The organism is Xanthomonas sacchari (genome assembly GCF_024266585.1).
In the GTDB taxonomy this organism is placed as follows: Bacteria; Pseudomonadota; Gammaproteobacteria; order Xanthomonadales; family Xanthomonadaceae; genus Xanthomonas_A; species Xanthomonas_A sacchari_C.
On the sequence record NZ_CP100647.1, the window covers coordinates 1,894,405 to 1,917,707 of the forward strand.

Here is a 23,303-nt window from a genome sequence, read left to right on the forward strand (position 1 = left end):
GCGCGTCCATGGCCGCGTCGTCGCTCGGCCACGGACGGATGGCCGTTTGCGCGATCCTCGGCCACGCGCGCGCCAGGCCACGACGCGGCAGGCATGGGCTGCGGGGCCGCTAGCCAGGCGCCGGCTGGGTACGGCCGGCGACGGCCAGGCCGAGCAAGGCCATGAGCGCGGCGACGGCGAAGGTCGACAGGTAGGCCGCCGCCGCCGAATACGCCAGCAGCGCGGCGAACAGCGAGCCGCCGACCGCCAGCGTGGTGGCCACCGCGATCGCCTCGCTCAACTGCAGCGCCGAACTGTTGCGGCCCTGCCGCGCCGGCGGCGACAGGGTCAGGGTCAGCACCGCCAGGGTCGGATAGATCAGGCCCATGCCCAGGCCGGTGGCGGTCCAGCCGCCGATCGCCAGCGCCGCCGGCACCGCCGGCAGCAGCGCCAGCGTGGTCGCCGCGATGCCCAGCGCCATCAGCGTGCAACCCAGGCGCAGCCGCAGCAGGCGGCTGGCGTCGCGGCCGCAGTGGCCCTGGTACCAGGAGCCGGCGAACCAGCCCAGCGCACCGGCGCTCAGCGCCACGCCCGCCCACACCGGCGACAGCCCGCGTTCGCGCGACAGCAGCAGCGGCAGGAACGCTTCGCAGCCGAAGAACGCCGATCCGGCGATGCCGCGCAGCGCGATCACGCTGGGCAGGCCGCGCGCGGCGCGCAAGGTGCCGGCCGGCAGCAGCCGCCAGGTGCACAGCAGCAGGAGCGCCAACGCCGCCGGCAGCAGCACCGCCGCCCACAGCCCGCGCTGCTGGCCGCCCAGGTACAGCAGGCAGACGCCGGCCGCCGCGCCCAGCGACCACAGTTGCGCCGCGCCGCTGGCGCCATCCGCGCGCGCGGCGGGCGGCAGGCGCCGCAATGCCGGCCACAGCAGCGCCGCCGCCGGCAGTGCCAGCAGCGGCACCGCCAGGAACACCCAGCGCCAGCCGACGTGTTCGACGATCAGCCCGCTGATGCTGGGGCCGACCAGCGACGGCAGCACCCAGCCGGCGGAGAACGCCGCGAACATGCGCGGACGGATCGCCTGCGGATACAGCCGCGCGACCAGCACGTACAGCACCACCGAGATCGTCCCGGCACCCAGGCCTTGCACCAGCCGGCCGGCCAGCAGCAGCGCCATCGACGGCGCGAAGCCGGCCAGCAGCAAGCCACAGACGAAGCAGGCCAGGCCGGCCCACAGCGGCGCCGCCGGCCCGTGCAGGTCGCTCCAGCGCCCGGCCACAGTCATGCCGATCACGCTGGTGGCCAGGGTGCCGCCGAACGCCAGCGCGTACAGCCGCAGGCCGTCCAGTTCGCGCGCCACGGCCGGCATCGCCGCGGCTACCGCCAGCGCCTCGAAGGCGATCAGCGACACCAGCGCGACCATGCCGATGGTGGTGGCGCGATAAGCCGGCGCCAGCACGGAGCCGGCAGCGGCAGGAGCAGGCGGGGCATCGGCGGTGGTGGCGTGGTCTTGCATCGGATTCCCTTGAGCAGCGGATGGACAGCGGCTGGCGTGGCTTGCACGGGCGCGTGCAGGCCGTGCAGCATGCAACCTCAACCGGACTCGAGGTCAAGCGATGCAGGAGGAACTGAGCGTGGGGCAGGTCGCGGCGCGCAGCGGCGTGGCCGTGTCGGCGCTGCACTTCTACGAGAACAAGGGCCTGATCCGCAGCGTGCGCACCGCCGGCAACCAGCGCCGCTACACCCGCGACGTGCTGCGCCGGCTGGCGGTGATCCGCGTGGCGCAACGCGTCGGCGTGCCGCTGGACAGCGTCAAGGCCGCCTTCGCGCAGCTGCCCGATGCGCGCACGCCGACCCGCGCCGAGTGGGCGCGGATGTCGGCGGCCTGGCGCGAGGAACTGGACGCGCGGATCGTGCAACTGACCCGGCTGCGCCACCAGCTCACCGACTGCATCGGCTGCGGCTGCCTGTCGCTGCGCCGTTGCCGGCTGAGCAACCCGGCCGATACTTTGGCCGCGCACGGCGACGGCCCGCAGCGCTGGGCGGAGGACTGAGCGGCGCTGCCATGTGCGAATCAGATGGTGTGGGAGGGACTTCAGTCCCGACGCGGTACCGGTGGACTTCGCGGCATTGCCGCTTGTGTGCACGACGATGCGAGGGCGATCGCCTTGAGCGCGGCGCGAGTGCGGTCGCGCATGCCGAGCTTGTCGAGGATGATGGAGACCTAGTTCTTCACCGTGCTCTTCGGTAGCGACGCGCGAAGAGCAAAGAGGCCTGACACTGCATGCAGTCGGGACTGAAGTCCCTCCCACAATGTGCACCTGTGATCGTGATGCTCGGTATGCGTGTGTCGGTTTTTCTGTAGGAGCGGCTTCAGCCGCGACCGGGCGCGACGGCGCTGCCATGTGCGAAGCAGAGGGTGTGGGAGGGACTTCAGTCCCGACGCGATGCCGGTGGATGGCACGGCGCTCGCGCTTGCGCGCGCTCAGATGATGCGCAGGGGATCGTCTTCACTGCGGCGCGGGTACCGAGCTTGTTGAGAATGGTGGAGGCGAGTTATTCACTGTGCCCTTCAGTCACGACTCGGTCGCGACGAGCGAAGAGCAACGGCGCCGGACACTGCATGCAGTCGGGACTGAAGTCCCTCCCACAACGCGCACGTGTGATCACCTTGATCGGTATGCGTGTGCCGGTTTTTCTGTAGGAGCGGCTTCAGCCGCGACCGGGCTTTCCCGGTAATGCCAGGTCGCGGCTGAAGCCGCTCCTACAGGACGACGGCGCGCACCGCACGCTGCAGGCGCTAGAAATTGCGGGTGAAGCGCACCGTGCCGGCGCCGTCGGCGCTGCGCACCTGCACCACGAAACGCAATTGGTCGTGGGCGCTGCTGCGGACCGTGCCGACGTAGTCGGTGTAGGCGTCGGTGCGAACCGCGCGCAGCGCCACCGGCTGGCGCTGGCCGCTGAGGTCGGTCGCCACCGCTTCCACCGTGCCCACCGCCGGCGTTTCCTCGCCGTCGTGCCGCGTGCGCAGTGCGATCATCACCAGCGCGGTGTCGGCCTCGCGGGCGATGCCGTAGCGGCGCGCAACGTCCTCGCTCATCGCCAGCGTGGGCAGCGCGTTGTAGTGCACGCGCAGCGCGCCGAAATCGGCCTGCGCCGGCGTGGCGGCGAGCAGTGTCGCCGGGCGTGGGGTGTCCTGGTCCGCGCAGGCGGCCAGGGCCAGACACAGCAGTGCAGCGGGCAGGACGCGCATCGGCGGTCTCCGGCTCAGGGGGGCGAACACAACGTCGCGCGCAGCCGCCAGGTGGGGGCGAACGGCGCGCAGGAACCGCAGTGTACAAGTGGTCCGTGAGCAGGCCGAGCACCGTCCGCGCCCGCTCGGCAGCTGCGCAGTCGCATTGTCAGCCGCGCTTAGTCGTCGTTGGCGGCGGACAGGGCCCGGCCGCGCGCGGCCGCCGCGGCGATCGCAGCCGCGGTCAGCGCCTCGAAGCCGCCGTGCTGGAAGGTCTCGATCGCGGCCTGGGTGGTGCCGTTGGGCGAGGTCACCCGGCGGCGCAGTTCGCTCGGCGCCTCGCCGGACTCGGTGAGCATGCGCGCCGCGCCGAGCAGGGTCTGTAGGGTCAGGGTGCGCGCCGTGGCGGCGGGCAGGCCCTGGGCGATGCCCGCCGCTTCCATCGCCTCGGCGAGCAGGAAGACGTAGGCAGGGCCGCTGCCGGACACCGCGGTGACCGCGTCGATCAGCGCCTCGTCCTCGACCCACACGGTGACCCCGGCGGCGGCCAGTACGCGCTCGGCGTGGGCGCGCTGGCCGGCATCGACGCCGGCGCTGGCGAACAGGCCGGTGACGCCGGCGCCGAGCAGCGCAGGGGTGTTCGGCATCGCGCGGACCAGAGCGTGGCCGCCGCCGAGCCAGCGGTCCAGTTGCGCGGTGGTGATGCCGGCGGCGATGGACACCAGCAGCGGCCGCTGCGCCTGCGCCAGCGCGGCCAGTTCGGTGCAGACCCCGCGCAGCACCTGCGGCTTGACCGCGAACATCCACAGCGCCGCACCGTCGGCGGCCTCGGCCGCGCTGGCGACGGCGTGGACCCCGTAGTCGGCGCGCAGCGCCTCGCGCAGTGCCGCCACCGGTTCGGCGACGCGGATGCGGTGCGGATCGACGCCCTGCCGGACCATGCCGGCGATCAGGCTGCGTGCCATGTTGCCGCCGCCGATGAAGGCGATGTCGGCGGCGTGGGAGTCGGGGGAAGCGGAAGCCATGGCGCAACACCGTCGCGAAGAGGGAGCGTCATGGTAGCGGCTGCGCCGCGCCGCAGTGCGGCGGTGCGGCGCAACCGGATCGTGCCAGGCATGCGCGCGCCGGCCGCTGTGTGCGGACCGGCGCGGCGAACTCAGTTGGACTCGGTGAAGGTGATCGACGGCGTGCTGCCGCCGGCCACCGAGCAGCTGCCCAGGTTGAGGTTGTTGGTCTCGCCGGTGCTGCCGGCATTGGCCGCGCAGGTTGGGGCGGCGGTGGAGCCGTTGGTGGCGGCCACCTTCACCGTGATCGACGAGCCGGAGTTGAAGTTGGCGCTGGAACCGCCGGCGTTGCCGACCACGTTGAACTCGGCGTCCTTCCACACCGTGGCCAGTTTGACCACGCTGTCCCTGGCGCTGACGCTGTAGGCGGTGCCGTTGTTGGTGAAGGTGATGGTGTCGTTGCCGTTGGCGGTGGCCGAACCGGTCAGCTTGAGGTTGGCCAGTTGCGTGGCCGGCACGTCCGGCGCGCTGACCGCGTTGCTGTTGCGGTAGCAGTCCGAGCCGCCGCCGCTCATCCAGCCGCTCGGGCAACTGCTGCCATAGCCGATCAGCCAGTACTGCATGAACACCGCGGCCTGGCCCTGGGTCTCGTAGTCGGTGGCGTAGACGAACTGCTGCCACACGGTGCAGCCGGAGCGGCCGCCGCAGACGCTGGTGGTGGCGTTGTAGTTGGAGTTGATCTGCAGCGAGTACTCGTTCGGGCCGAGGATGCCGCCGCCGCCGAAGGACGCCACGCCGACGCCTTTCTCCGAGGTCACCCCGGTCACCTGGGGGAAGCTGCCCACGACCTTGCTGATCAGGCTGCTCGACCGCAGCGCGTAGTCGTAACCGTTGCCGGTGGTTTCGGTGGCGCCGAACAGGATCTTGTGCGGGATCGGGTGCACCCGGCGGGTCAGGGTCTTGCAGACGTCCGTTTGCCACTGCGTATCGGGGAAGCTGGCATGGAAGCAGCCTTCCGCCGGCGTCGGCTGATGCGCCATGGTCTCGCGCCAGGCGGTGCGCGCCTGGACTTCCGCGGGCGACATCATCGCTTCTTCGTTGTTCCAGGCCGGCGTCGCCGTCGGCGCGGCCATTGCCGCGGGGACGTGCAGCAGACCGATGCAGCAGGAGGCGAACAGCAATCGGGTGGATGCTTGCATCTGTGACCTCGTTGGAGCCGAGCACATTCGGCGATGGACCTGCGGATGAGCCGCGGTCGTCGCAATGGAAGCCGAAGCGCGCACATCTGAAACGTGACTGAATTAACGGTTTTTAACCGTGTCGCATGGTTCAGCAAGCAGTGTCGGAGCGAACCTTTCATTCATCCCGAAACCCTATTTTTTTCAACGGGATGGGCTACGACAGAATTCCGATGTTAGTGAACCGTTTTTGAAGCGTTCGTAGACAAGTCACCACCCTGTCACCGGTGTTGCGGTAATGCGGCGCGACAGCAGTGGATCCAGCCAGGAACGCGCTGATCCAGGAGCCTGCTCATCCAGGAGCGCGCGGCGCGCGCGCGCCGAACAGCGCGGTGCCCACCCGCACCATGGTGGCGCCGGCGGCGATGGCGTCGGCGAAGTCGCCGCTCATGCCCATCGACAGGGTGTCGGCCTGCGGATGCGCGGCGCGCAGCCGCTCGAACAGCGCACGCATGCGCGCGAACGCGTCGCGGCGGCGCTCGGCCTCGGGCCAGGGCGCGGGAATGGCCATCAGCCCGCGCAGGGCCAGCGCCGGGTGCGCGGCGATGGCGTCGGCCAGGGCGTCGATCGCCTCGGGTGTGCAGCCATGCTTGCTGGCCTCATCGTCGATATTGACCTGGATCAACACGTTCAGCGGCGCCTGCGCGCCCGCGCGGCCCTTGGCCAGGGCGGCGACCAGTTTGGGCCGGTCCACGGTCTGCACCCAGTCGAACAGCGTCGCCGCCAGTTCGGCCTTGTTCGATTGCAGGTGGCCGATCAGATGCCATTCCAGTCCGGCATCGGCCAGCGCGGCGATCTTGGCGGCCGCTTCCTGCACGTAGTTCTCGCCGAAGGCGCGTTGCCCCTGTGCGGCCAGCGCCGCCACGGCTTCAGCCGGCTGGGTCTTGGACACCGCCAGCAACTGCGCGCGCGGCCGCCCTGCGGCGTCGGCGGCGCGGTCCATGTCCAGGCGAATCTGTTGCAGCGCTGAGAGGGTCACGGGCGGCGTTCCGGCAAAGGGAAGGGCGCTATACTGCCGGCCGGGGAATCATCCTTCCAGTCGCAGCCCAAGGGGAAAAGCAGCGTATGGATATCGCTGAACTATTGGCGTTCTCGGTCAAGAACAAGGCGTCCGACCTGCATCTGTCCGCGGGCCTGCCGCCGATGATCCGGGTCGATGGCGACGTCCGCCGCATCAACATCCCGGCGCTGGACCACAAGCAGGTGCATGCGCTTGTCTACGACATCATGTCGGACAAGCAGCGCCGCGACTACGAGGAATTCCTCGAGGTCGACTTCTCCTTCGAGATTCCCAGCCTGGCGCGCTTCCGCGTCAACGCGTTCAACCAGAACCGCGGCGCCGGCGCGGTGTTCCGCACCATTCCCTCGGAAGTGCTGACCCTGGAGGACCTGGGCTGCCCGCCGATCTTCCGCCAGCTGATCGATCAGCCGCAGGGCCTGATCCTGGTCACCGGGCCGACCGGCTCGGGCAAGTCGACCACGCTGGCCGGCATGATCGACTACATCAACAAGAACGAATACGGCCACATCCTCACCGTCGAGGATCCGATCGAATTCGTGCACACCTCGCAGAAGTGCCTGATCAACCAGCGCGAGGTGCACCGCGACACCCACGGCTTCAACGAGGCGCTGCGTTCGGCGCTGCGCGAAGACCCGGACATCATCCTGGTCGGCGAGTTGCGCGACCTGGAGACGATCCGCCTGGCGCTGACCGCGGCGGAAACCGGCCACCTGGTGTTCGGCACCCTGCACACCAGCTCGGCGGCCAAGACCATCGACCGCATCATCGACGTGTTCCCCGCCGGCGAGAAGCCGATGGTGCGTTCGATGCTGTCCGAGTCGCTGCGCGCGGTGATCTCGCAGGCATTGCTGAAGAAGGTCGGTGGCGGCCGCACCGCGGCCTGGGAGATCATGGTCGGCACCCCTGCGATCCGCAACCTGATCCGCGAGGACAAGGTCGCGCAGATGTACTCGGCGATCCAGACCGGCCAGCAGTACGGCATGCAGACCCTGGACCAGCACCTGCAGGACCTGGTCAAGCGCAGCCTGATCACCCGCAACCAGGCCCGCGAGTACGCTAAGGACAAGCGGTTGTTCGAGTGAGGCCGGGAATCGGGAGTAGGGAATCGGGAATGGGAACAGCAACCGCACTCTCCTTTCCGCTTCCGGATGCCCGCTGCTGCGATTCCCGATTCTCCATTCCCGATTCTCAGCTCCGAAGGAGCCGGCCATGAGCACCATCGACTTCACCTCCTTCCTGAAACTGATGGCGCACCAGAAGGCTTCGGACCTGTTCATCACCTCGGGCATGCCGCCGGCGATGAAGGTGCATGGCAAGATCACCCCGATCACGCAGACGCCGCTGACCCCGCAGCAGAGCCGCGACCTGGTGCTGAACGTGATGACGCCGGCGCAGCGCGAGGAGTTCGAGAAGACCCACGAGTGCAATTTCGCCATCGGCGTGTCCGGGGTCGGGCGCTTCCGCGTCAGTTGCTTCTACCAGCGCAACCAGGTCGGCATGGTGCTGCGCCGGATCGAGACGCGCATTCCCAGCGTGGACGAGCTGAACCTGCCGCCGGTGATCAAGACCCTGGCGATGACCAAGCGCGGCATCATCATCTTCGTCGGCGCCACCGGCACCGGCAAGTCGACCTCGCTGGCGGCGATGATCGGCTACCGCAACCAGAACTCCACCGGCCACATCATCACCATCGAGGACCCGATCGAGTTCGTGCACAAGCACGAGGGCTGCATCATCACCCAGCGCGAGGTCGGCATCGACACCGACAGCTGGGAGAACGCGCTGAAGAACACCCTGCGCCAGGCGCCGGACGTGATCATGATCGGCGAGGTGCGCACCCGCGAAGGCATGGACCACGCCATCTCCTTCGCCGAGACCGGCCACCTGGTGCTGTGTACCCTGCACGCCAACAACGCCAACCAGGCGATGGACCGCGTCATCAACTTCTTCCCCGAAGACCGCCGCAGCCAGTTGCTGATGGACCTGTCGCTGAACCTGCGCGGGGTGGTCGCGCAGCAGCTGATCCCGACCCCGGACGGCAAGGGCCGCCGCGTGGCCATGGAGATCATGCTCGGCACCCCGCTGGTGCAGGACTACATCCGCGAGGGCGAGATCCACAAGCTCAAGGACGTGATGAAGGAGTCCACCAACCTGGGCATGAAGACCTTCGATCAGAGCCTGTTCGAGCTGTACCAGGCCGGTGAGATCAGCTACGAGGATGCGCTGCGCCACGCCGATTCGCAGAACGAGGTGCGCCTGCGCATCAAGCTGGCCCAGGGCGGCGACGCGCGCACCCTGGCGCAGGGCCTGGACGGGGTCGAGATCGCCGAAGTGCGCTGAGCCGGGCCGGCAGGCGAACGCGGGCCGGGCGCAGGCGCGACGACGCGGACGCAGGGTCGCAGCGGTTGTTTCCGGTTCGTCCACAGGGGGTATTTTCAGTCAACTGTCCGCCGGCGTTCATCGCGGACTGTGCAGCCGAAGAGAGGAGAGCCGCCATGAACGACGTGCCTGAGGTGCTTTGGTCGATACAGCCGCATGCCGGCTACTACATCAACTCGGTGGCGGTGTCCGACGACGGCAATGTCATCGTCGCCGGCACCTTCTATCACCATTACGGCGACGCCTCGCAGGTTCCCGGGCTGGACGCGGTGCCGGTGGCGCAACGCAAGATCTTCGAACGCGTCGCGCCTGCGGCCACCCGCACCGACGTGTGCGACGACGAGGAAGGGCACTACGGCACCTACGCCTGGGATCGGACCGGCAAGCGGCTGCTGACGAAGGAATTCGACGGCTGGCAGGGCGTGTACTGGGTCGATGTGGCGGCCGATGGCGGCACCGTGGCCAGCTGTGGCTGGAAGAGCCAGGGTCCGGACACGGGCTTCATCGGCGCCTGGGCGGTGCCGGGCGGCGAGGAGCTGCTGTCCTTCTCGCTGCCTTCCGCCCGCGGCAACATGGTCGCGCTGGATGCGCACGGGCGGACCTTGCTGGCCGGCGCCGACCAGGGCTATCTGTTCTACCGCGACGGCGACGCGGCCTTCGGCGCCGAGCCCGCTCGCATCGCGCTGGGCACTGGCGGCGACAGCAACGGCGACAGCGTCGTCGCCACCGGCATCGCCGACGACGGCGCCATCGGACTGGTGGCCAGCTATCTGGGCGAGATCATCCTGTTCTCGATCGCATCGGGACAACCGGTGGTGCTGACGCGCTGGCAGTCGCCCAAGGACGTCCACCTCCACATCGCGGTCCTGTCCGGCGATGGGCGCCGCGCCTATGCCGGCGGCAGCAACGGCACGCTGTACGCCTTCGACGTGGCCACGTTCCCGGACACGCGCGCGCCGGTCTGGACCGCGACGATCCCCGAGGGGGCGACGACCCTCTACGGGCTGGCCTGCGATCGTTCCGGCGACACGGTCGCGGTCGCCGGCAACCTGCCGCACGCCAAGTCCGGGCAAGGCGGCGTCGTCGCCGTGTTCGCCGACACCGGCGCCGAGCCGCGGCTTCAGTGGACGTCCTACAGCGCGCATTCGCCCAACTTCCTGGCATTCGATCCCGGCGGACGCTGGTTGGGGGTGGCCGATGGGTATCCCGACGGGGCGCCTGGCGGTTTCACCGTCTGGAGCGCCAGCGACAGCACGCCGCGCTGGACCTGGGCCGCGGGCAACATGAGCTGGGCGATCGGTTTCTGCGGCGATGCGTCGGTGGTGGTGGGCGGCAGCGACGACAGTTCGGTCACGGCCTTCGCCGGCCCCGGTTCGGCCCTCGCCCGGGGGCGCACGGAGGCGGATGGATGACAGGCGGGGACGTCGCGACGCCGTCCCTTCCACCCGCGGCGCCGCGCCGTTCCGGCGCGCTGCTGCTGCTGTCGGCGGTGCTGGTGGCGCTGTGGCTGGCGGTCTTCGAGTTGGCGCGGGTCCTGGACTATCAGCCGCATGCGAGCCTGTGGTTCCCGCCGGTGGCGGTGACGCTGGCCACGTTCATGGTGCTGGGCCGGCGCGGCGCGCCGGCGATCGCCGTCGCCTGCGTGCTGGCCACGCTGCTCAGCTTCTATCGCACGACGTCCTCCCCTGCGATCCCCGGCCGTGCGGTCATGGCGTACGCGCTGCTGTTCACCGCGCAGCAGTTCTGCATCTGGGGCGGCCTGGCCTGGCTGCTGCGCCGCGTGGGCCAGAGCGGCGCCGCGACCAGTCTGCCGCGCGTGGTCACCTACTTCATCCTCGGTGGCGGCGTGGCCGCGCTGCTGTCGTCCTGCCTGGGCGGCGCGGGGCTGGCCGTCACCGGTGCCATCGACCTTTCGACCCTGCTCTCGCAGTTGATCCCATGGGCGATCGGCGACTACGCCGGCCTGCTGGCGCTCGGCCCGCTGGCGGTCGTCGCGGTGCTGCGTCTGGCCGAGTCGCTGCGGATCGCGCCGCAGCCCGGCATCCCCCGCATCTCGGGGATGATCGCGCCGGCCGGGAGCGTCTCGGGCTATCTGGCCAAGCTCGCACTGCTGCTCGGCATCACCCTGGCGGTGATGTGGCTGGCGGCCGCGTTGCCGCGGCAGCCGGCGGTGGTCTTCGCGCTGTTCGTGGTGGTGGTGATCCAGTTGTGGATCGTGCATACCCACGGGATGTTGCAGGCGTTGTCGGCGATCGCTGCCTTCAGCCTGCTGATCGCGGTGGCCACGCCCCTGCTGCGGCTCGAGGCACAGGCGCTGGCGCTGCAGTTCGCCATGATCAGCCTGGCGGCGAACAGTTATTTCGGACTGGCCGTCCCTGGGCTCTACGCCGACAACACACGGCTGCGCCAAGCGCTGGTGCGCGATCCCGTCACCGGCGCGCTGTCGCGGACCGGGTTCCTGGAGCAGGTACTCAACCATCTGCAATCGGCCGCGCAGGACCCGAGTCCGCTGGCGGTGGTCGTTGCCGACATGGACAACCTCAAGGCGATCAACGACCAGTTCGGACACGCCGCCGGCGATGCGGCCTTGCGCGCCTTCGTCAAGCGCTGCCGGAGCCGCCTGCGGCCGGGCCAGTTGCTGGGGCGCCGGGGCGGCGACGAGTTCGCGCTGTACCTGCCGTTGACCACGCCGGAGAGGGCGCATGCGCTGATCGACGCGCTGCGGGTGGCGCTTGCCAGGCCCGGCGAGGACGACGGCTTCGCGACCGCGCTGTCGGCCAGCTTCGGCCTGGCCGTGTGCAACCGACGCGATCTGGACGTGGAGGATCTGGAGGAACTGCTCGAACGCGCCGATGCGGAGATGTACGCGGACAAGCGCCAGCACCGCACCTCGGCCGCGCGCTGATCGCGGTTGCAGGCGCTGTACTGGGGGCGATCCGCTGCGAGTCCTCAAAGTTTCATGTGCAACTACATCCTGAACTGGTGTCTAATACCGTCCCCCACGCCGTGCCCCTCCCGTGAGCCTTCCCGATTCCGATCTGCGTCCGGACCTGGACCCGTTGCCCGACGACGGCGCCGTCGTCACGGCCGGACCGCTGACCCCGCCGCCGGATTCGGCCGGCACCGCGCAGGATGCACGCGCGCTGCGGCACAGCGTGGCCGAGGACGTGCAGGGCATGCTGCTGGCCACCCTGGTGGCCTCGCTGGGCCTGGCGGTGTTCGCCCATGGCGGGCTGATGATCGGCGGCATGGCCGGCGTGGCCTTCCTGCTGCACTACGCACTGGGCTGGAATTTCGGGTTGATGTTCGTGCTGGTCAACCTGCCGTTCTACTGGCTCGCGGTGCGGCGCATGGGCTGGGAGTTCACCCTCAAGACCTTCGTCGCGGTCGCCGCCTGCGGCCTGTTGACCGATCTGCTGCCGCGCTGGGCGCGCTGGGCGACGATGACGCCGCTGTTCTCGGCGCTGGTCGGCGGCGCGCTGGTCGGGCTGGGCATCCTGTTCTTCATCCGCCATCGCGCCAGCCTGGGCGGCGTCGGTATCCTCGCGGTGTATCTGCAGCGCAGCCGCGGCTGGAGCGCGGGCAAGGTGCAGATGGGCTTCGACGCGGCGCTGATGGCGGTGGCGTTCTGGCTGCTGGCGCCGCAGCAGGTGCTGTACTCGGCGATCGGCGCGGTGGTGCTGAGCCTGGTGCTGATGTTCAACCATCGCGCCGGGCGCTACATGGGCGTGTGAGTTCCGCCGCCGCCGATCGCCGTGGCGATCGGCACGGTGCGCGTCGCGCCACGCGGGTCCTGCGTGCGGACGCGTGGACGACCCGCGCTGCGCCTGCGCAGGCAGGGCGTGCATGCCCCGCAGGGCAGCGCTGCGCGTTGCGCCATGTGGCACCGCAACTGTCTACGGAATCGCCGCGGTGTCTACGAAACGGTCTTGCTGTTCAAGTGTGACGCAGCGCATGCTGCTGTCGAAGAAAGGATGAGTGCGCGCAGACGGCGCACGCGATCGCGGGGAGCGCGATCCACCTGCATGACGTACACCACGATGTTCGACGCCACGCTTGCGTGGCGGCGCGGTGCTGCCTGTCCGGCGCGCCGCGGCGGACGCCGGTACTCAGGGTTTTTCCACGGAACGAGGGGCGGTGCGATGAAACGTGCGATGGGACTCGTGGCATTGGTCTGTGTGGTGGTCGCGGCGTGCTCCGCGGTGAATCCGGGCCCGGGTCCCAATCCCGGCAGCGGGGGCGGTACGCCCACGCCCACGCCGCGGCCCGCATCGGGGCCGGCGCCCAGCGCGGAGGCCTGCGCACCGCCAGCGCCGCCGGCGCCCTCGTGGTTCCCGCATGCGCAGACGCCGGCGCCGTATTCGGCCGGCTTCCAGTCCAGCAGCAATTGCGCCTTCCATCAGTGGTCGTGGAACGCCTTCCTGTGGCTGACCCAGGACGTGGGCGGGCAGCCGCGTTTCCTGACCATGAGCAGCGACGGCATCGGCGGCGTTGCCGACGGCGTGCTCGATCCGTTGATCGGTCGCTCACAGCAGGCGCGCACGGTGGAACTGATTGACCAGGCAGGCCCGGATGGCGTGCTGGTGGATCGCCATGGACGTGCGGTCTATTACTCGATCCACTCCAATAAAGATTTTGGCGATTTCATCGCCGACAATAACCTGAAGAATCCGAACGCCCTGCGCGCATTCGATCCGCATAAGTCCTTTAAGGTCGGCAGCATGACCCTGAAGGCGGCATGGAAGGTGGTGCAGCCGGGCGAGGACGTGTCCACGTTCTATACCCGCCAGGCGCAGATCGCCAAGCTGGGCATGCGCAAGGGCAAGATCGTCGCTACCGGCGACACCGAAACCCAGATGGTGGCGCTGGTCGGCTTCCACATCGGCGGCACGGTCAACGGCCATCCGGAAATGATCTGGGCCACGTTCGAGCACCGCGACAATGCGCCGGACGTGGATACGCCGCTCGATCCGGGCCAGCCCGTCTCCGACAAGGACTGGACGTTCTACAAGGCCGGTACCCCGATCGAACAATGCAATGTCAACGCCGCGGGTGCCGGTGCGCTGACATTGAACGCGCAGACCCAGACCTTGAGCCCGGTGACCCAGGTCTGCCGCATGGTGCCCTACGGCGGCCAGAAGCCGTGCCCGCTGGGATCGACGGACTGCAACATTCCCAATATCAAGTCGATCAACGCCTCGGTGCAGGCGCAGTTGCACGACGTGTGGAAAAACTACTTCGAGGTCGGCGCGATCTGGTTCGTCGCCGAAGACGCGTTGGCGCCCGATTGCACATTCCAACCAGGGTCGGCGCTGGAGTGCATTCCCTCGCCGACGCCGAAGGGCGCGCCGCCGCTGCTCACCGGCTCGATCAAGCTGTCCAATTCCACCATCGAGACCTTCACCCAGGTGCAGAGCACGCAGAACAACTGCTTCGCCTGCCACAACACCACCCAGGTGATCTCGTCCGATCCGCGCGCGCAGTCGTTGCCGGGGCTGAACGTCAACATCAGCCACGTGGTGATCAACGACTACTTCCAGGCGCAGGTGCCGCAGAAGGCACCGCCAGCGGCGCGGCCGGCCACGTCGCGCTGAGGCACGCCCCTCTCATCCGGATCAGGAGCAAGTCACCATGACCAGCAACGTGTTTCGCGTGCATCCGGCGATCGGCATCGGCCGCGTCGGCGACAGCCAGGAGTTCTATTTGGCACCGGTCACCGCGGCCGGTACCCGCGACGCCGACGGCCTGTTCGGCGGACTGCCGGTGCAACCGGGAACCGAGTCCACGCCGATTGCCGAGCACGACTTCCGCGATGCCGCCGGCAACGTCAAGCGCCAGGCCGCGCGCTTCCACATCTATGCTTACCCCAGTGGCAGTTCCGGCGCGTATCCCAACGGCGGCGGCGTGCGCGTGGACGTCGGCAGCACGATCGACGGCAAGACCGTCAAGGACATCGTGTGGACCGTGCACTTGGCCAACAAGAAGCTCAACAACTATTCGACGGTCACCCTGGACGAACACAACAATCCACAGTTCATTGGCATCGAGGCGTATGGGCCGCATCCAACGTATCTGCCACGGCTGCGCAATCCGGATTACGCCGGTTCGTCCGACCCAAACAATCCGGTTCGCCTGCTGCAGCTTGTCATCGATCCGGGACCGCGCGCGATCAGCGCCGCCTCAGGCAATGCAGCGGTCGTCGCCTTCGACATGACCACCACCGCCAGCTACGCCGATGCCAGCGGCGCGATCCACTCGCAGCCGTCCTATCCGGTCAGCTTCCCGTCGATGTTCCACACGCTGCACGAGCCGCTCGGCAAGCTCGATTCGTTGGGCGACCTGCGGGTGCAGGCGGATGGTGCGTTGATCGTGGCCGGCGGCTTCGCCCGGACTTCGGCGGTGAGAGGGGCCGACGGCACCTATCCGGCATTGAACGATGCGACCGAGAACGGCCTGTGGTACGACGATGCCGCCGATGGCCCGGTCAATGCCGTGCTGATCTTCACCGACGGCAGCACCGCCAGCGTGCAGGGCGCGTGGTACGTCACCGGCGATCCGGGCTATGCGCCGCAGACGCGCAACGTGGTCTCCACCTGGGACGATGTCTACGACGTGTGGGTGCGCCAACTGGGGTTGGTGCCGTCGCTGTACGCCAACAACGCCTTCGTCGGCGCTTACCAGCCGTCCTTCAGCGACGACATCCAGCCGATCTTCCATGCAGCGATGCTGCAGCGCTGGAACACCAACCTGCCGTCGGGCGCGGTCAAGGGCCACGACATGATCGGACAGATCCAGCCCACCGACGATCCGGGCGCGAAGATTCCCAACCTGAAGACGCTGATCCGCGACCCGGCCTCGGCCGCCGACACAGAGACCGGCTCGCCGATGATGCCGCTGTCGCTCGGCGACGCGCAGAAGAGCTTCCTCAGCGTCAGTGCCACCCAGTACTTCCTGCTCAGCCAGTGGCACGAAAAAAAATGCAAGCAGGGTGACGCTCCGAAGCTGGGTTCCGGCGAACTGCTGGACAGGGTCACGTTGCAGAATTGCCTCGGCGGCCGCTACAGCCCGGGCATCGAGGTGTCGTTCCCGATTCGCGACATCAATCTCTACGTGCAGGACTGGAAGACCCAGGACTGCGGTCCGTTCCGCATCAACCAGGCTTCGCTGGACTACAGCAAGGCGAGCAAGGACCGCGCGTTCCTGAGTTTTGGCTATGTGCCGCTGCAAACGCATCCGGTGGAGCCGGGCGACCTGTCCAAGTTCATGTCGGTGCCCTGGCATACCGACTACAACTCCTGCGCGACCCATCTGCCCGATCCCAACCCGGGCCAGCAAACGGTCAACCCGAACAACACCTTGTTCTGGTCGTGGCCGGCCGAGCGGCCGTTCGCGGTGTACCCGGCGGCGCTGTGTCAGGTCGATCCGGACGACGACACCTGGTACCTGGGACCGCAGGTGTACTCGGTGCGCGGCGCCGGCACCGACAGCCCGTATCCGACCAGGGCCGGACGCTTCCAGGCGTACGCGGACTTCGTCGCCAATTGGTCCAGGGTCGGCTTCGTCATCAGTGGCGCGCAGATCGCGCAGGTGCCCGGCAAGCCGCCGTATCCGCCCGAGTTGTTCCTCGAAGTGGCGAGCCAGTTCGATCCGGGCAAGGAATTCGTGGCGCCCTGGCCGATGGCCAATGTTCCCGTCGATCCGAAGGTATGACGCGCGCGCGTCGAGAGCACATGGCGTGTCTGCACGCCACACGCCGATGAGCGCAAACCACCGCTGCACCGTCGCCATCGTCGGCGGTGGCGTGGCCGGCTGCGCCACCGCGCTGGCGCTGGCCGCGCGCGGCATCGAGGACGTGGTGGTAATCGACATGGGCCGCGCCGCCGGCTGGCGGCTGGGCGAGGCGCTGGCGCCGACCGCCAGTGCGGCGCTGCAGCGGCTGGGCGTGTGGGAGGCGTTCCTTGCGCAGCGGCCGCTGGCCTCGGCCGGCAGTTGCGCCAGTTGGGGCCGGCCGGAACTGGGCTACAACGATTTCATCGTGGCCGGGCAGGGCAAGGGCTGGCATGTGGACCGCGCCGCCTTCGACGCGATGCTGGCCGCCGCGGTGCCGGCGCAGGGCGGCACGCTGCTGCGCGGCCTGCGCCTGGGCGCGGTCGGCCGCGCCGCCGATGGCGACCATGTGCTGGACCTGCACGGCGGGGAAGGCGACGTGCGCCGGCTGCGCGCCGGGTTCCTGGTGGATGCCAGCGGCATCGCTGCCGCGGCGGTGCGGCGGTTGGGCGTGGCCCGCAACGAAGTGGACTGCCTGGCCTTCGTCGCCGGCGTGTTCGCGCTGGAGCAGGCCGAAACGATTCCGTCGCAGGCGCTGCTGGAAGCCTGCGCGGACGGCTGGTGGTACGCGGCCAAGTTGCCGGACGCGCGGATGATGGTGGCGCTGGCGCTGGAGCCGCGGCGGCAGCGCCAGTTCCTGGAGGCGTCGGTCTGGCTGGCGGCGGCGCATGAGACGCGGCATGTCGCGCGCTGGCTGGAGCAGGGCGGTGCGACGCTGGCCCAGGCCAATGGTCTGGTCGCGGCGCTGGGGCCGTCAGCGATCCTCAGTCGCGTGGTGGGCGAGGACTGGCTGGCGGTGGGCGATGCGGCCAGTGCCTACGATCCGCTGACCGCCCATGGCATCGTCAAGGCGTTGCAGGACGGCGAGGCCGCCGCGCAGGCACTGGCCGCGCACCTGCAGGGCGCCGGCACGGCGCCGCTGATGGCGTACCAGGATGGCGTGTTCGCGCGCTTTCGCACCTATCTGCGCGAGCGCGAGGCGCTGTACGCGCGCGAGCGGCGCTGGGCGCAGGCACCGTTCTGGCAGGCCCGGCTGGCCGCCTGACGCGTGCGCCGCGCGGCGCGGCGCGGCGCTCAAGCATCTTCGTTGCCACGGGCGGGACACGGCGTCGGCACGCCCAGCCGTTGCGCCAGGCGCCGCGCGTCGAACGGCGCATGTACCTTCATGTCGTTGTCGAAATAGCAGTACACGTCGCGTCGCACGCGGGCCGGTGCGCGCGGGCCGACGCGTTGCGCATCGGCCGGCTCGCTGCCGCGGTGCCAGGCGGCGATGCGCTGTGCCCAGGTGTCGAGCGCCTTGTCGTCGTAGCCGCTGGCGTAGAGCTGGGCATCGCCGTGCAGGCGCAAGTACAGGAAGTCGGCGGTCACGTCTTCCAGGTATGGCCACTTGCAGGCGGTGTCGTCCTGCACCAGCGCCACCCGGTGCTTGCGCAGCAAGGCCACCGCCTCCGGCGTGGCGAAGCTGGGGTGGCGCACTTCCAGCGCATGGCGCAGGCGCCGGTTGCGGTCGATCTGCAGCAGGCTGCGATCGCGCATGCGCGTGCTGTCGCGCTTGCGCGCCAGCGCCAGGGCGGCCTCGCTGGTACGCGGCAGCAGCGCCAGGAAGGCATCCAGCAGGTCGTGGTCGAAAGCCAGCGACGGCGGCAGTTGCCACAGCAGCGGCCCCAGCTTCGGCCCCAGCGCGAGCAGGCCGGAGGCGAAGAAATTGTCCAGCGGCTGCTCGCAGTCGCGCAACCGCTTCAGGTGGGTGACGAAGCGCGGGCCCTTGACCGCGAACACGAAGTCGCGCGGCGTGGCGTCGTGCCAGGCGGCGTAGCTTTTCGGGGTCTGCAGCGAGTAGAACGAGCCGTTGAGTTCCACCGAGCGGAAGCACCGCGCGGCGTATTCCAGCTCCCGCCGCTGGGTCAGCCCTGGCGGGTAGAAGACACCACGCCAGCGCGGGTAGCGCCAGCCGGAAATACCGATGCGCATGGCCATGCGCCGACCATGCCGTCGGCCTCGTGCAGTGCCCGTGCAGGCGGCGGCAAGGCCGTGTCGTGCCGGTCCTCGCGCGCCAGCTGGCTCAGCCGGCGCGCATCCACGGCGGATCCAGTTGCGCGATGCGCGCGAACGCCGGGCAGTCTGCGCGATGCGCGCCGGGCAGGTAGCCCAGGCTCATCAGGAACTCGCCGGTGATCTCGCCGCCGGTGAAGCGGAAGGTGCGCTTGAACAGCGTGATCCACTCGGCCTTGCTGCGTGGATGCTGTGCGTCCAGCCAGGCGGCGAAGCTGCCGTGGCTGGCCCGCAAGCCCCGGATCACCTGGGCGTTGTGGATCGCCGCCTGCACCTTGAGCCGGTTGCGGACGATGCCGGCGTCGCCGAGCAGGCGCAGCACGTCGGCTTCGCCGAAGGCCGCCACCGTGTCCACGTCGAACCCGGCGTAGGCGGCGCGGAACCCGGCGCGTTTCTTCAGCATCAGCTCCCAGCTCAGCCCGGCCTGGTTGATCTCCAGCACCAGCCGCTCGAACAGGTCGGCGTCGGCGCGTTGCGGTACGCCGTACTCGTGGTCGTGGTAATGGCCGTGCACGGGGTGGCCGATGGCGAGATCGCAGTAGCTGCTCATATGGCGGGTATCCGTCAGTCGGTCTGGTCGTTGGGGTCGGCGGCGTCCAGCTCGGTCCGCCGGGCCCCCGGCAGCTGCAGGTCGGGCCAGCGCCGCGGCAGCACCTGCAGCTTGCCGTCGCGCAGCGCCTGGTAGAGCGCCTCGGCGTTGTCGCCGCGGCGCGGGAAGAAATGGGTTCGCGCCACGTCGCGCCAGCCGCTGCCCGGGTCGGTATGGACCCGGCATTCGACGCCGTAGCCGGCGCCGGCATTGCACAGCAGCACCTCGTCGTGGCCATCGCCGTCCAGGTCGCGGCGCAGCGCCACGCACTGCGCGCCCTCGCGCCGGCAGTTGCCGTCCTCGATGTGCCCGGCCAGCAGCGCCTGCCACCACGCGGCGTCCGGCTCGGTACTGCCGGCGGCCAGCGCGATGCGCTGGCGCACCTGCAGCGGATCGGTACTGCGTGGCGCAGCGTCGTTGTCGCCGCCCCAGCGCTGCTGGCGCTGCAGGATGCGTTGCAGGCGCTCGCGCTGCACCGGGTCGTCGGCGAATGCGGGCACCTCGCGCAGCGCCTGCACCGCGCGGTAGCCGCGGCGGCCGCTGTCGAAGCGCAGATAGGCCAGGTCCAGTTGCGCCGCGCTGGTGCGCCCGTCGGCCAGGCGCTGCAACTGGTCGCCGACGACGAGGCGGTAGGGGTCCAGCAGCGGCGAGCTGGCAGCCAGCGCCAGGCCGATCACCGTCCACGACAGCACCCGGTTCACCGGCGCCAGCGGCTGCAGCCAGCGTGCGCCCGGGCGCAGCGCCGCCCAGGCATAGCCGCCTGCGTAGCCGCAGGCGACCACCGCGACCAGCACCCCGGCGAAGCGCTCGGCGCTCCAGCCGTACTGGTCGACGCGCAGCCACAGCGCGTACAGCGCCAGCCCCGCGTACAGCGGCAGGCTCAGCAGCCCGGCGTCGATCACCCGTTGCAGCCAGGCCGGGTAGGGCGCGGCGGCGGTGCCGTCCTGGTACACCGCATTGACGAAGACCACCAGCGTGGCCACCAGTGCGATCAGGAGGCTGGCCGCGGCGCGGGTCTCCCACAGCGGCTGCAGGCCGGTGAACGGCAGGCTCAGCGCGAACAGCACCGCCACGAACGCCAGCAGCGGCAGCAGCCCGGTGCAGATCGCGAACAGGATCTGCCGCATCACCTGCACCGCGCGCTGCTGGGTGCGGCCGATCAGCAGGCCCAGGCCGAACATGGTGCCGGTGGCCAGATAGACGAAGGCGGTCTGCCGGAACAGGTCCCGGAACAGGGTCAGCTTGACCAGCGCGAACAGGGCGCCCCACAGCCACAGCACCAGCCAGCAGATCCCCACGAACAGCAGCGCCAGCGCCAGGGTCAGCGCGTTCTGCCAGGCGTGTTCGAACAGGTCGCGGTAAGGCGCCTGCCAGCGCCCGTGCTGCAGCCGACACTGCAGCCACGGCAGCAGCACGAACATCGCCAGCGCCAGGGTCGCGCCGAACGGGCCCAGCACCTCGCCGGCGCGCAGGCCGGGCGCGCCGGTGGCGTTCCAGGCCGCCCAGGCGGACAGGGCCGCCACCAGCATCGCCACCGCGATGGTGTGCTGCCACAGGCGCAGCGCGCCGAGGTGCCGCACCGACAGCAGGGTCATGGTCGGCACGGTCAGCACCAGGGTGTACCAGCACACCCGTCCGCCCAGCGCACCGAACGGCCACAGGCCGCTCTCGGCGCCGCGCTGCGCCAGGTACAGCAGCGCGCCCTGCAGCAGGGCCACCAGGACGATGAAGGCGCGGGTCTGGCGCGGCAGGTCGGGGGGCGTGTCCATGCGTGCGTGCTCCTTGGGCGACCGGTCGGGGCCGCGACCGGGCGGATTATGGCAGCCTGCCGCCGCCCACACGCAGCGCGCACGCGGGAGGGACGATAGAATGGCGCCATGTCCGCTTTGCCCACGCCTCTGGCCAACCAACTGCTGATCGCGCTGCCGGCGCTGTCCGATCCCAACTTTTCGCGCAGCGTGGCGTTGATCTGCCAGCACGACGAGAACGGCGCGATGGGCGTGGTGGTCAACCGCGCCTCCGAGTACACGCTCGGCGAAGTCCTGGAGCAGATGGGCATCGAGACCATCGATGCCACGCTGCGCGAGCAGGTGGTGCTCAGCGGCGGTCCGGTGCATCCGGAGCGCGGCTTCGTCATCCACGACGGCGCGCATGGCTGGGATTCCAGCCTGGCGTTCGGCGACGGCCTGTTCCTGACCACCTCGCGCGACGTGCTCGAGGCGATGGCGCGCGGCGAAGGCCCGCGTCACGCGGTGGTCGCGCTGGGCTGCGCCGGCTGGGGCGCCGGCCAGCTGGAGTACGAACTGGGCGAGAACAGCTGGCTGACCGCGCCGGCCGATGCCGAGCTGCTGTTCGAGCTGCCGCTGGAGCGGCGCTGGCAGACCGCGGCCGGGCGCATCGGCGTGGACCTGTTCCGCCTCACCGACTACAGCGGGCATGCCTGAGTCCGGTCTGCCTGAGGCTAGCGCACCCGCGCCTGCCAGCGCCGCGCCCGCGACGATCCGCCGCGACGGCACCGTGCTCGGTTTCGACGTCGGCCACCGCCGCATCGGCGTGGCCGTCGGCAGCAGCTTCGGCAGCGGCGCGCGCGCGCTGGCGGTGATCGACGTGCACGCGCAGGGACCGGACTGGCCGGCGCTGGACCGCCTGCATGCCGAATGGCGGCCGCACGGCCTGGTGGTCGGCGATCCGCTCACCCTCGACGGCGCCGACCAGCCCAACCGCAAGCGCGCGCATGCCTTCGCCCGCGCACTCGGCGCGCGCTACCGCCTGCCGGTGGTGCTGGTCGACGAACGTTCCAGTTCGGTCGAAGCCGCGCAACGCTTCGCGGTGGACCGTGCCGCCGGCCGCAAGCGCCGCCGCGACGCCGCCGCGCTGGACGCGGTGGCCGCCGCGGTGATCGTGGAGCGCTGGCTGGCCGCGCCCGACGACGCCACTCCCCTTTCCTGATCCCCTGCCCGGACCCGCCATGACTGATCCGCAACTCGATTCGAACGGGCGCCTGCGCCACCTGCTGACCCTGGAAGGGCTGCCGCGCGCGACCCTGCTGCAACTGCTGGATCGCGCCGGGCAGATCCGCGACGCCGCGGTGGGGCGGGTCGGCAAGCGCAGTGTGCTGGCCGGCACCGCGGTGTGCACGCTGTTCTTCGAACCGTCCACGCGCACCCGCAGCTCGTTCCACCTGGCCGCGCAGCGGCTCGGCGCCGACGTGCTGAACTTCGACGCCTCCACCTCGTCCACGCGCAAGGGCGAGACCGCGCGCGACACGCTGAAGAACCTCGAAGCGATGGGCGTGCGCGGCTTCGTCGTGCGCCACCCCGAGGATGGCGCGGTGGAGCGTCTGGCCGAAGCGGCCGGCGAGGGCACGGCGCTGATCAACGCCGGCGACGGCCGCAGCGCGCATCCCACCCAGGGTTTGCTCGACATGCTGACCCTGCGCCACGCCAAGGGCGGCGACTTCTCCAAGCTCAAGCTGGTCATCGTCGGCGACGTCAAGCATTCGCGGGTGGCGCGCTCGGACCTGCACGCGCTGCGCACCCTCGGTGCCGGCGAGGTGCGCGTGTGCGGTCCACGCGCACTGCTGCCCGACGACGACACCCTGGACGGCTGCGTGGTCGGCGAGGATTTCGACGCCATGCTCGACGGCGTGGACGCGGTGATGATGCTGCGCCTGCAGCGCGAGCGCATGGAGGAAGGCCTGGTGTCCTCGCTGGAGGACTACCACGGCCAGTACGGCCTCACCGCCGAGCGCCTGCGCCGCGCGTCCAAGGACGCGGTGGTGCTGCATCCGGGGCCGATCAACCGCGGCGTGGAGATCACCGACGAGGTCGCCGACGGCGCGCAGTCGTGCATCCTGCGCCAGGTCGCCAACGGCGTGGCGGTGCGCATGGCGGTGCTGGAGACGCTGTTGGGCTGAGGCCCGCGCTCGGCACTTCCGTAGGAGCGGCTTCAGCCGCGACCGGGCATTCCCGGTCGCGCCTGT

Annotated in this window: 20 protein-coding genes and 1 other RNA gene; 12 read left to right on the forward strand and 9 right to left on the reverse strand. The window is 69.9% G+C overall.

What is annotated here, in order from left to right:
• Window positions 1-109 precede the first annotated feature (109 nt).
• A complete protein-coding gene (locus NKJ47_RS07600) occupies window positions 110-1,495 on the reverse strand; it encodes an MFS transporter (protein ID WP_254460878.1) in 1,386 nt (461 codons plus the stop codon).
• A gap of 100 nt (window positions 1,496-1,595) precedes the next feature.
• Here NKJ47_RS07600 and soxR point away from each other — a divergent pair, with 100 nt between their 5' ends.
• Entirely contained in the window at window positions 1,596-2,033 is a 438-nt protein-coding gene (gene soxR / locus NKJ47_RS07605; protein WP_254460879.1) for a redox-sensitive transcriptional activator SoxR, read from the forward strand.
• A gap of 746 nt (window positions 2,034-2,779) precedes the next feature.
• Here the strand turns inward: soxR and NKJ47_RS07610 are convergent.
• The 5 genes from NKJ47_RS07610 to NKJ47_RS07630 all read right to left on the reverse strand — a co-directional run bounded on the left by NKJ47_RS07610 (window position 2,780) and on the right by NKJ47_RS07630 (window position 6,396).
• Entirely contained in the window at window positions 2,780-3,232 is a 453-nt protein-coding gene (locus NKJ47_RS07610) for a DUF4426 domain-containing protein (RefSeq protein WP_254460880.1), read from the reverse strand.
• A 21-nt stretch (window positions 3,233-3,253) separates the two neighbouring features.
• Window positions 3,254-3,329, reverse strand: a non-coding RNA gene (locus NKJ47_RS07615) — sX9 sRNA.
• A 61-nt stretch (window positions 3,330-3,390) separates the two neighbouring features.
• Window positions 3,391-4,236, reverse strand: coding sequence for a pyrroline-5-carboxylate reductase (gene proC, locus NKJ47_RS07620; RefSeq protein ID WP_254460881.1), 846 nt, complete (start codon window positions 4,234-4,236; stop codon window positions 3,391-3,393).
• Between the two features lie 131 nt (window positions 4,237-4,367).
• Window positions 4,368-5,396: a hypothetical protein gene (locus tag NKJ47_RS07625; protein WP_307552895.1), complete on the reverse strand. Its 1,029-nt coding sequence runs from the start codon at window positions 5,394-5,396 to the stop codon at window positions 4,368-4,370.
• A gap of 349 nt (window positions 5,397-5,745) precedes the next feature.
• Window positions 5,746-6,396, reverse strand: a complete 651-nt coding sequence (locus NKJ47_RS07630) for a YggS family pyridoxal phosphate-dependent enzyme (protein WP_254461369.1) — start codon at window positions 6,394-6,396, stop codon at window positions 5,746-5,748.
• Between the two features lie 122 nt (window positions 6,397-6,518).
• Between NKJ47_RS07630 and NKJ47_RS07635 the strand changes: the two genes are divergently transcribed.
• The 8 genes from NKJ47_RS07635 to NKJ47_RS07670 all read left to right on the forward strand — a co-directional run bounded on the left by NKJ47_RS07635 (window position 6,519) and on the right by NKJ47_RS07670 (window position 17,725).
• Window positions 6,519-7,556: a type IV pilus twitching motility protein PilT gene (locus NKJ47_RS07635; protein ID WP_254460883.1), complete on the forward strand. Its 1,038-nt coding sequence runs from the start codon at window positions 6,519-6,521 to the stop codon at window positions 7,554-7,556.
• Between the two features lie 127 nt (window positions 7,557-7,683).
• Window positions 7,684-8,814: a PilT/PilU family type 4a pilus ATPase gene (locus tag NKJ47_RS07640; RefSeq protein ID WP_043095749.1), complete on the forward strand. Its 1,131-nt coding sequence runs from the start codon at window positions 7,684-7,686 to the stop codon at window positions 8,812-8,814.
• Between the two features lie 155 nt (window positions 8,815-8,969).
• Window positions 8,970-10,265, forward strand: coding sequence for a WD40 repeat domain-containing protein (locus NKJ47_RS07645; protein ID WP_254460884.1), 1,296 nt, complete (start codon window positions 8,970-8,972; stop codon window positions 10,263-10,265).
• Window positions 10,262-11,758, forward strand: coding sequence for a GGDEF domain-containing protein (locus tag NKJ47_RS07650; RefSeq protein WP_254460885.1), 1,497 nt, complete (start codon window positions 10,262-10,264; stop codon window positions 11,756-11,758). Before NKJ47_RS07645 ends, NKJ47_RS07650 begins: the two co-directional genes overlap by 4 nt.
• A 154-nt stretch (window positions 11,759-11,912) precedes the next feature.
• Window positions 11,913-12,587, forward strand: a complete 675-nt coding sequence (locus NKJ47_RS07655) for a YitT family protein (protein ID WP_429002527.1) — start codon at window positions 11,913-11,915, stop codon at window positions 12,585-12,587.
• 429 nt (window positions 12,588-13,016) lie between these two features.
• Entirely contained in the window at window positions 13,017-14,447 is a 1,431-nt protein-coding gene (locus NKJ47_RS07660; RefSeq protein ID WP_254460887.1) for a hypothetical protein, read from the forward strand.
• Window positions 14,448-14,484: 37 nt separating this feature from the next.
• On the forward strand, window positions 14,485-16,563 hold the full coding sequence (locus NKJ47_RS07665; RefSeq protein ID WP_254460888.1) for a LodA/GoxA family CTQ-dependent oxidase: 2,079 nt from the start codon (window positions 14,485-14,487) through the stop codon (window positions 16,561-16,563).
• Between the two features lie 46 nt (window positions 16,564-16,609).
• Window positions 16,610-17,725 carry an FAD-dependent oxidoreductase gene (locus NKJ47_RS07670; protein ID WP_254460889.1) on the forward strand — a complete coding sequence of 372 codons (1,116 nt, stop codon included), beginning with the start codon at window positions 16,610-16,612 and terminating at the stop codon, window positions 17,723-17,725.
• Between the two features lie 29 nt (window positions 17,726-17,754).
• Here the strand turns inward: NKJ47_RS07670 and NKJ47_RS07675 are convergent, their stop codons facing one another.
• The 3 genes from NKJ47_RS07675 to NKJ47_RS07685 all read right to left on the reverse strand — a co-directional run bounded on the left by NKJ47_RS07675 (window position 17,755) and on the right by NKJ47_RS07685 (window position 21,090).
• Window positions 17,755-18,657 carry a DUF72 domain-containing protein gene (locus tag NKJ47_RS07675; protein ID WP_254460890.1) on the reverse strand — a complete coding sequence of 301 codons (903 nt, stop codon included), beginning with the start codon at window positions 18,655-18,657 and terminating at the stop codon, window positions 17,755-17,757.
• Window positions 18,658-18,742: 85 nt separating this feature from the next.
• Window positions 18,743-19,282, reverse strand: coding sequence for a DNA-3-methyladenine glycosylase I (locus NKJ47_RS07680; RefSeq protein WP_254460891.1), 540 nt, complete (start codon window positions 19,280-19,282; stop codon window positions 18,743-18,745).
• A 14-nt stretch (window positions 19,283-19,296) separates the two neighbouring features.
• Window positions 19,297-21,090 carry a DUF4153 domain-containing protein gene (locus NKJ47_RS07685; protein ID WP_254460892.1) on the reverse strand — a complete coding sequence of 598 codons (1,794 nt, stop codon included), beginning with the start codon at window positions 21,088-21,090 and terminating at the stop codon, window positions 19,297-19,299.
• 108 nt (window positions 21,091-21,198) lie between these two features.
• Here NKJ47_RS07685 and NKJ47_RS07690 point away from each other — a divergent pair, with 108 nt between their 5' ends.
• Genes NKJ47_RS07690 through NKJ47_RS07700 form a run of 3 tightly spaced genes read left to right on the forward strand, consistent with a single transcriptional unit; the run spans window position 21,199 to window position 23,237 of the window.
• A complete protein-coding gene (locus tag NKJ47_RS07690; protein WP_254460893.1) occupies window positions 21,199-21,765 on the forward strand; it encodes a YqgE/AlgH family protein in 567 nt (188 codons plus the stop codon).
• A gap of 7 nt (window positions 21,766-21,772) precedes the next feature.
• Window positions 21,773-22,270 (forward strand): Holliday junction resolvase RuvX, encoded by a 498-nt coding sequence (ruvX, locus tag NKJ47_RS07695; protein WP_254461370.1) that lies wholly within the window; start codon window positions 21,773-21,775, stop codon window positions 22,268-22,270.
• A 19-nt stretch (window positions 22,271-22,289) separates the two neighbouring features.
• Window positions 22,290-23,237 carry an aspartate carbamoyltransferase catalytic subunit gene (locus tag NKJ47_RS07700; protein WP_254460894.1) on the forward strand — a complete coding sequence of 316 codons (948 nt, stop codon included), beginning with the start codon at window positions 22,290-22,292 and terminating at the stop codon, window positions 23,235-23,237.
• Window positions 23,238-23,303: the final 66 nt, after the last annotated feature.

Excerpts from the sequence above, each read along its gene's own strand:
- NKJ47_RS07600 (WP_254460878.1), bottom strand. The coding sequence starts at position 1,495 with ATGCAAGACCACGCCACCACCGCCGATGCCCCGCCTGCTCCTGCCGCT.
- soxR (WP_254460879.1), top strand. The coding sequence starts at position 1,596 with ATGCAGGAGGAACTGAGCGTGGGGCAGGTCGCGGCGCGCAGCGGCGTG.
- NKJ47_RS07610 (WP_254460880.1), bottom strand. The coding sequence starts at position 3,232 with ATGCGCGTCCTGCCCGCTGCACTGCTGTGTCTGGCCCTGGCCGCCTGC.
- proC (WP_254460881.1), bottom strand. The coding sequence starts at position 4,236 with ATGGCTTCCGCTTCCCCCGACTCCCACGCCGCCGACATCGCCTTCATC.
- NKJ47_RS07630 (WP_254461369.1), bottom strand. The coding sequence starts at position 6,396 with ATGGACCGCGCCGCCGACGCCGCAGGGCGGCCGCGCGCGCAGTTGCTG.
- NKJ47_RS07635 (WP_254460883.1), top strand. The coding sequence starts at position 6,519 with ATGGATATCGCTGAACTATTGGCGTTCTCGGTCAAGAACAAGGCGTCC.
- NKJ47_RS07640 (WP_043095749.1), top strand. The coding sequence starts at position 7,684 with ATGAGCACCATCGACTTCACCTCCTTCCTGAAACTGATGGCGCACCAG.
- NKJ47_RS07645 (WP_254460884.1), top strand. The coding sequence starts at position 8,970 with ATGAACGACGTGCCTGAGGTGCTTTGGTCGATACAGCCGCATGCCGGC.
- NKJ47_RS07650 (WP_254460885.1), top strand. The coding sequence starts at position 10,262 with ATGACAGGCGGGGACGTCGCGACGCCGTCCCTTCCACCCGCGGCGCCG.
- NKJ47_RS07665 (WP_254460888.1), top strand. The coding sequence starts at position 14,485 with ATGACCAGCAACGTGTTTCGCGTGCATCCGGCGATCGGCATCGGCCGC.
- NKJ47_RS07670 (WP_254460889.1), top strand. The coding sequence starts at position 16,610 with ATGAGCGCAAACCACCGCTGCACCGTCGCCATCGTCGGCGGTGGCGTG.
- NKJ47_RS07675 (WP_254460890.1), bottom strand. The coding sequence starts at position 18,657 with ATGGCCATGCGCATCGGTATTTCCGGCTGGCGCTACCCGCGCTGGCGT.
- NKJ47_RS07680 (WP_254460891.1), bottom strand. The coding sequence starts at position 19,282 with ATGAGCAGCTACTGCGATCTCGCCATCGGCCACCCCGTGCACGGCCAT.
- NKJ47_RS07685 (WP_254460892.1), bottom strand. The coding sequence starts at position 21,090 with ATGGACACGCCCCCCGACCTGCCGCGCCAGACCCGCGCCTTCATCGTC.
- NKJ47_RS07690 (WP_254460893.1), top strand. The coding sequence starts at position 21,199 with ATGTCCGCTTTGCCCACGCCTCTGGCCAACCAACTGCTGATCGCGCTG.
- NKJ47_RS07700 (WP_254460894.1), top strand. The coding sequence starts at position 22,290 with ATGACTGATCCGCAACTCGATTCGAACGGGCGCCTGCGCCACCTGCTG.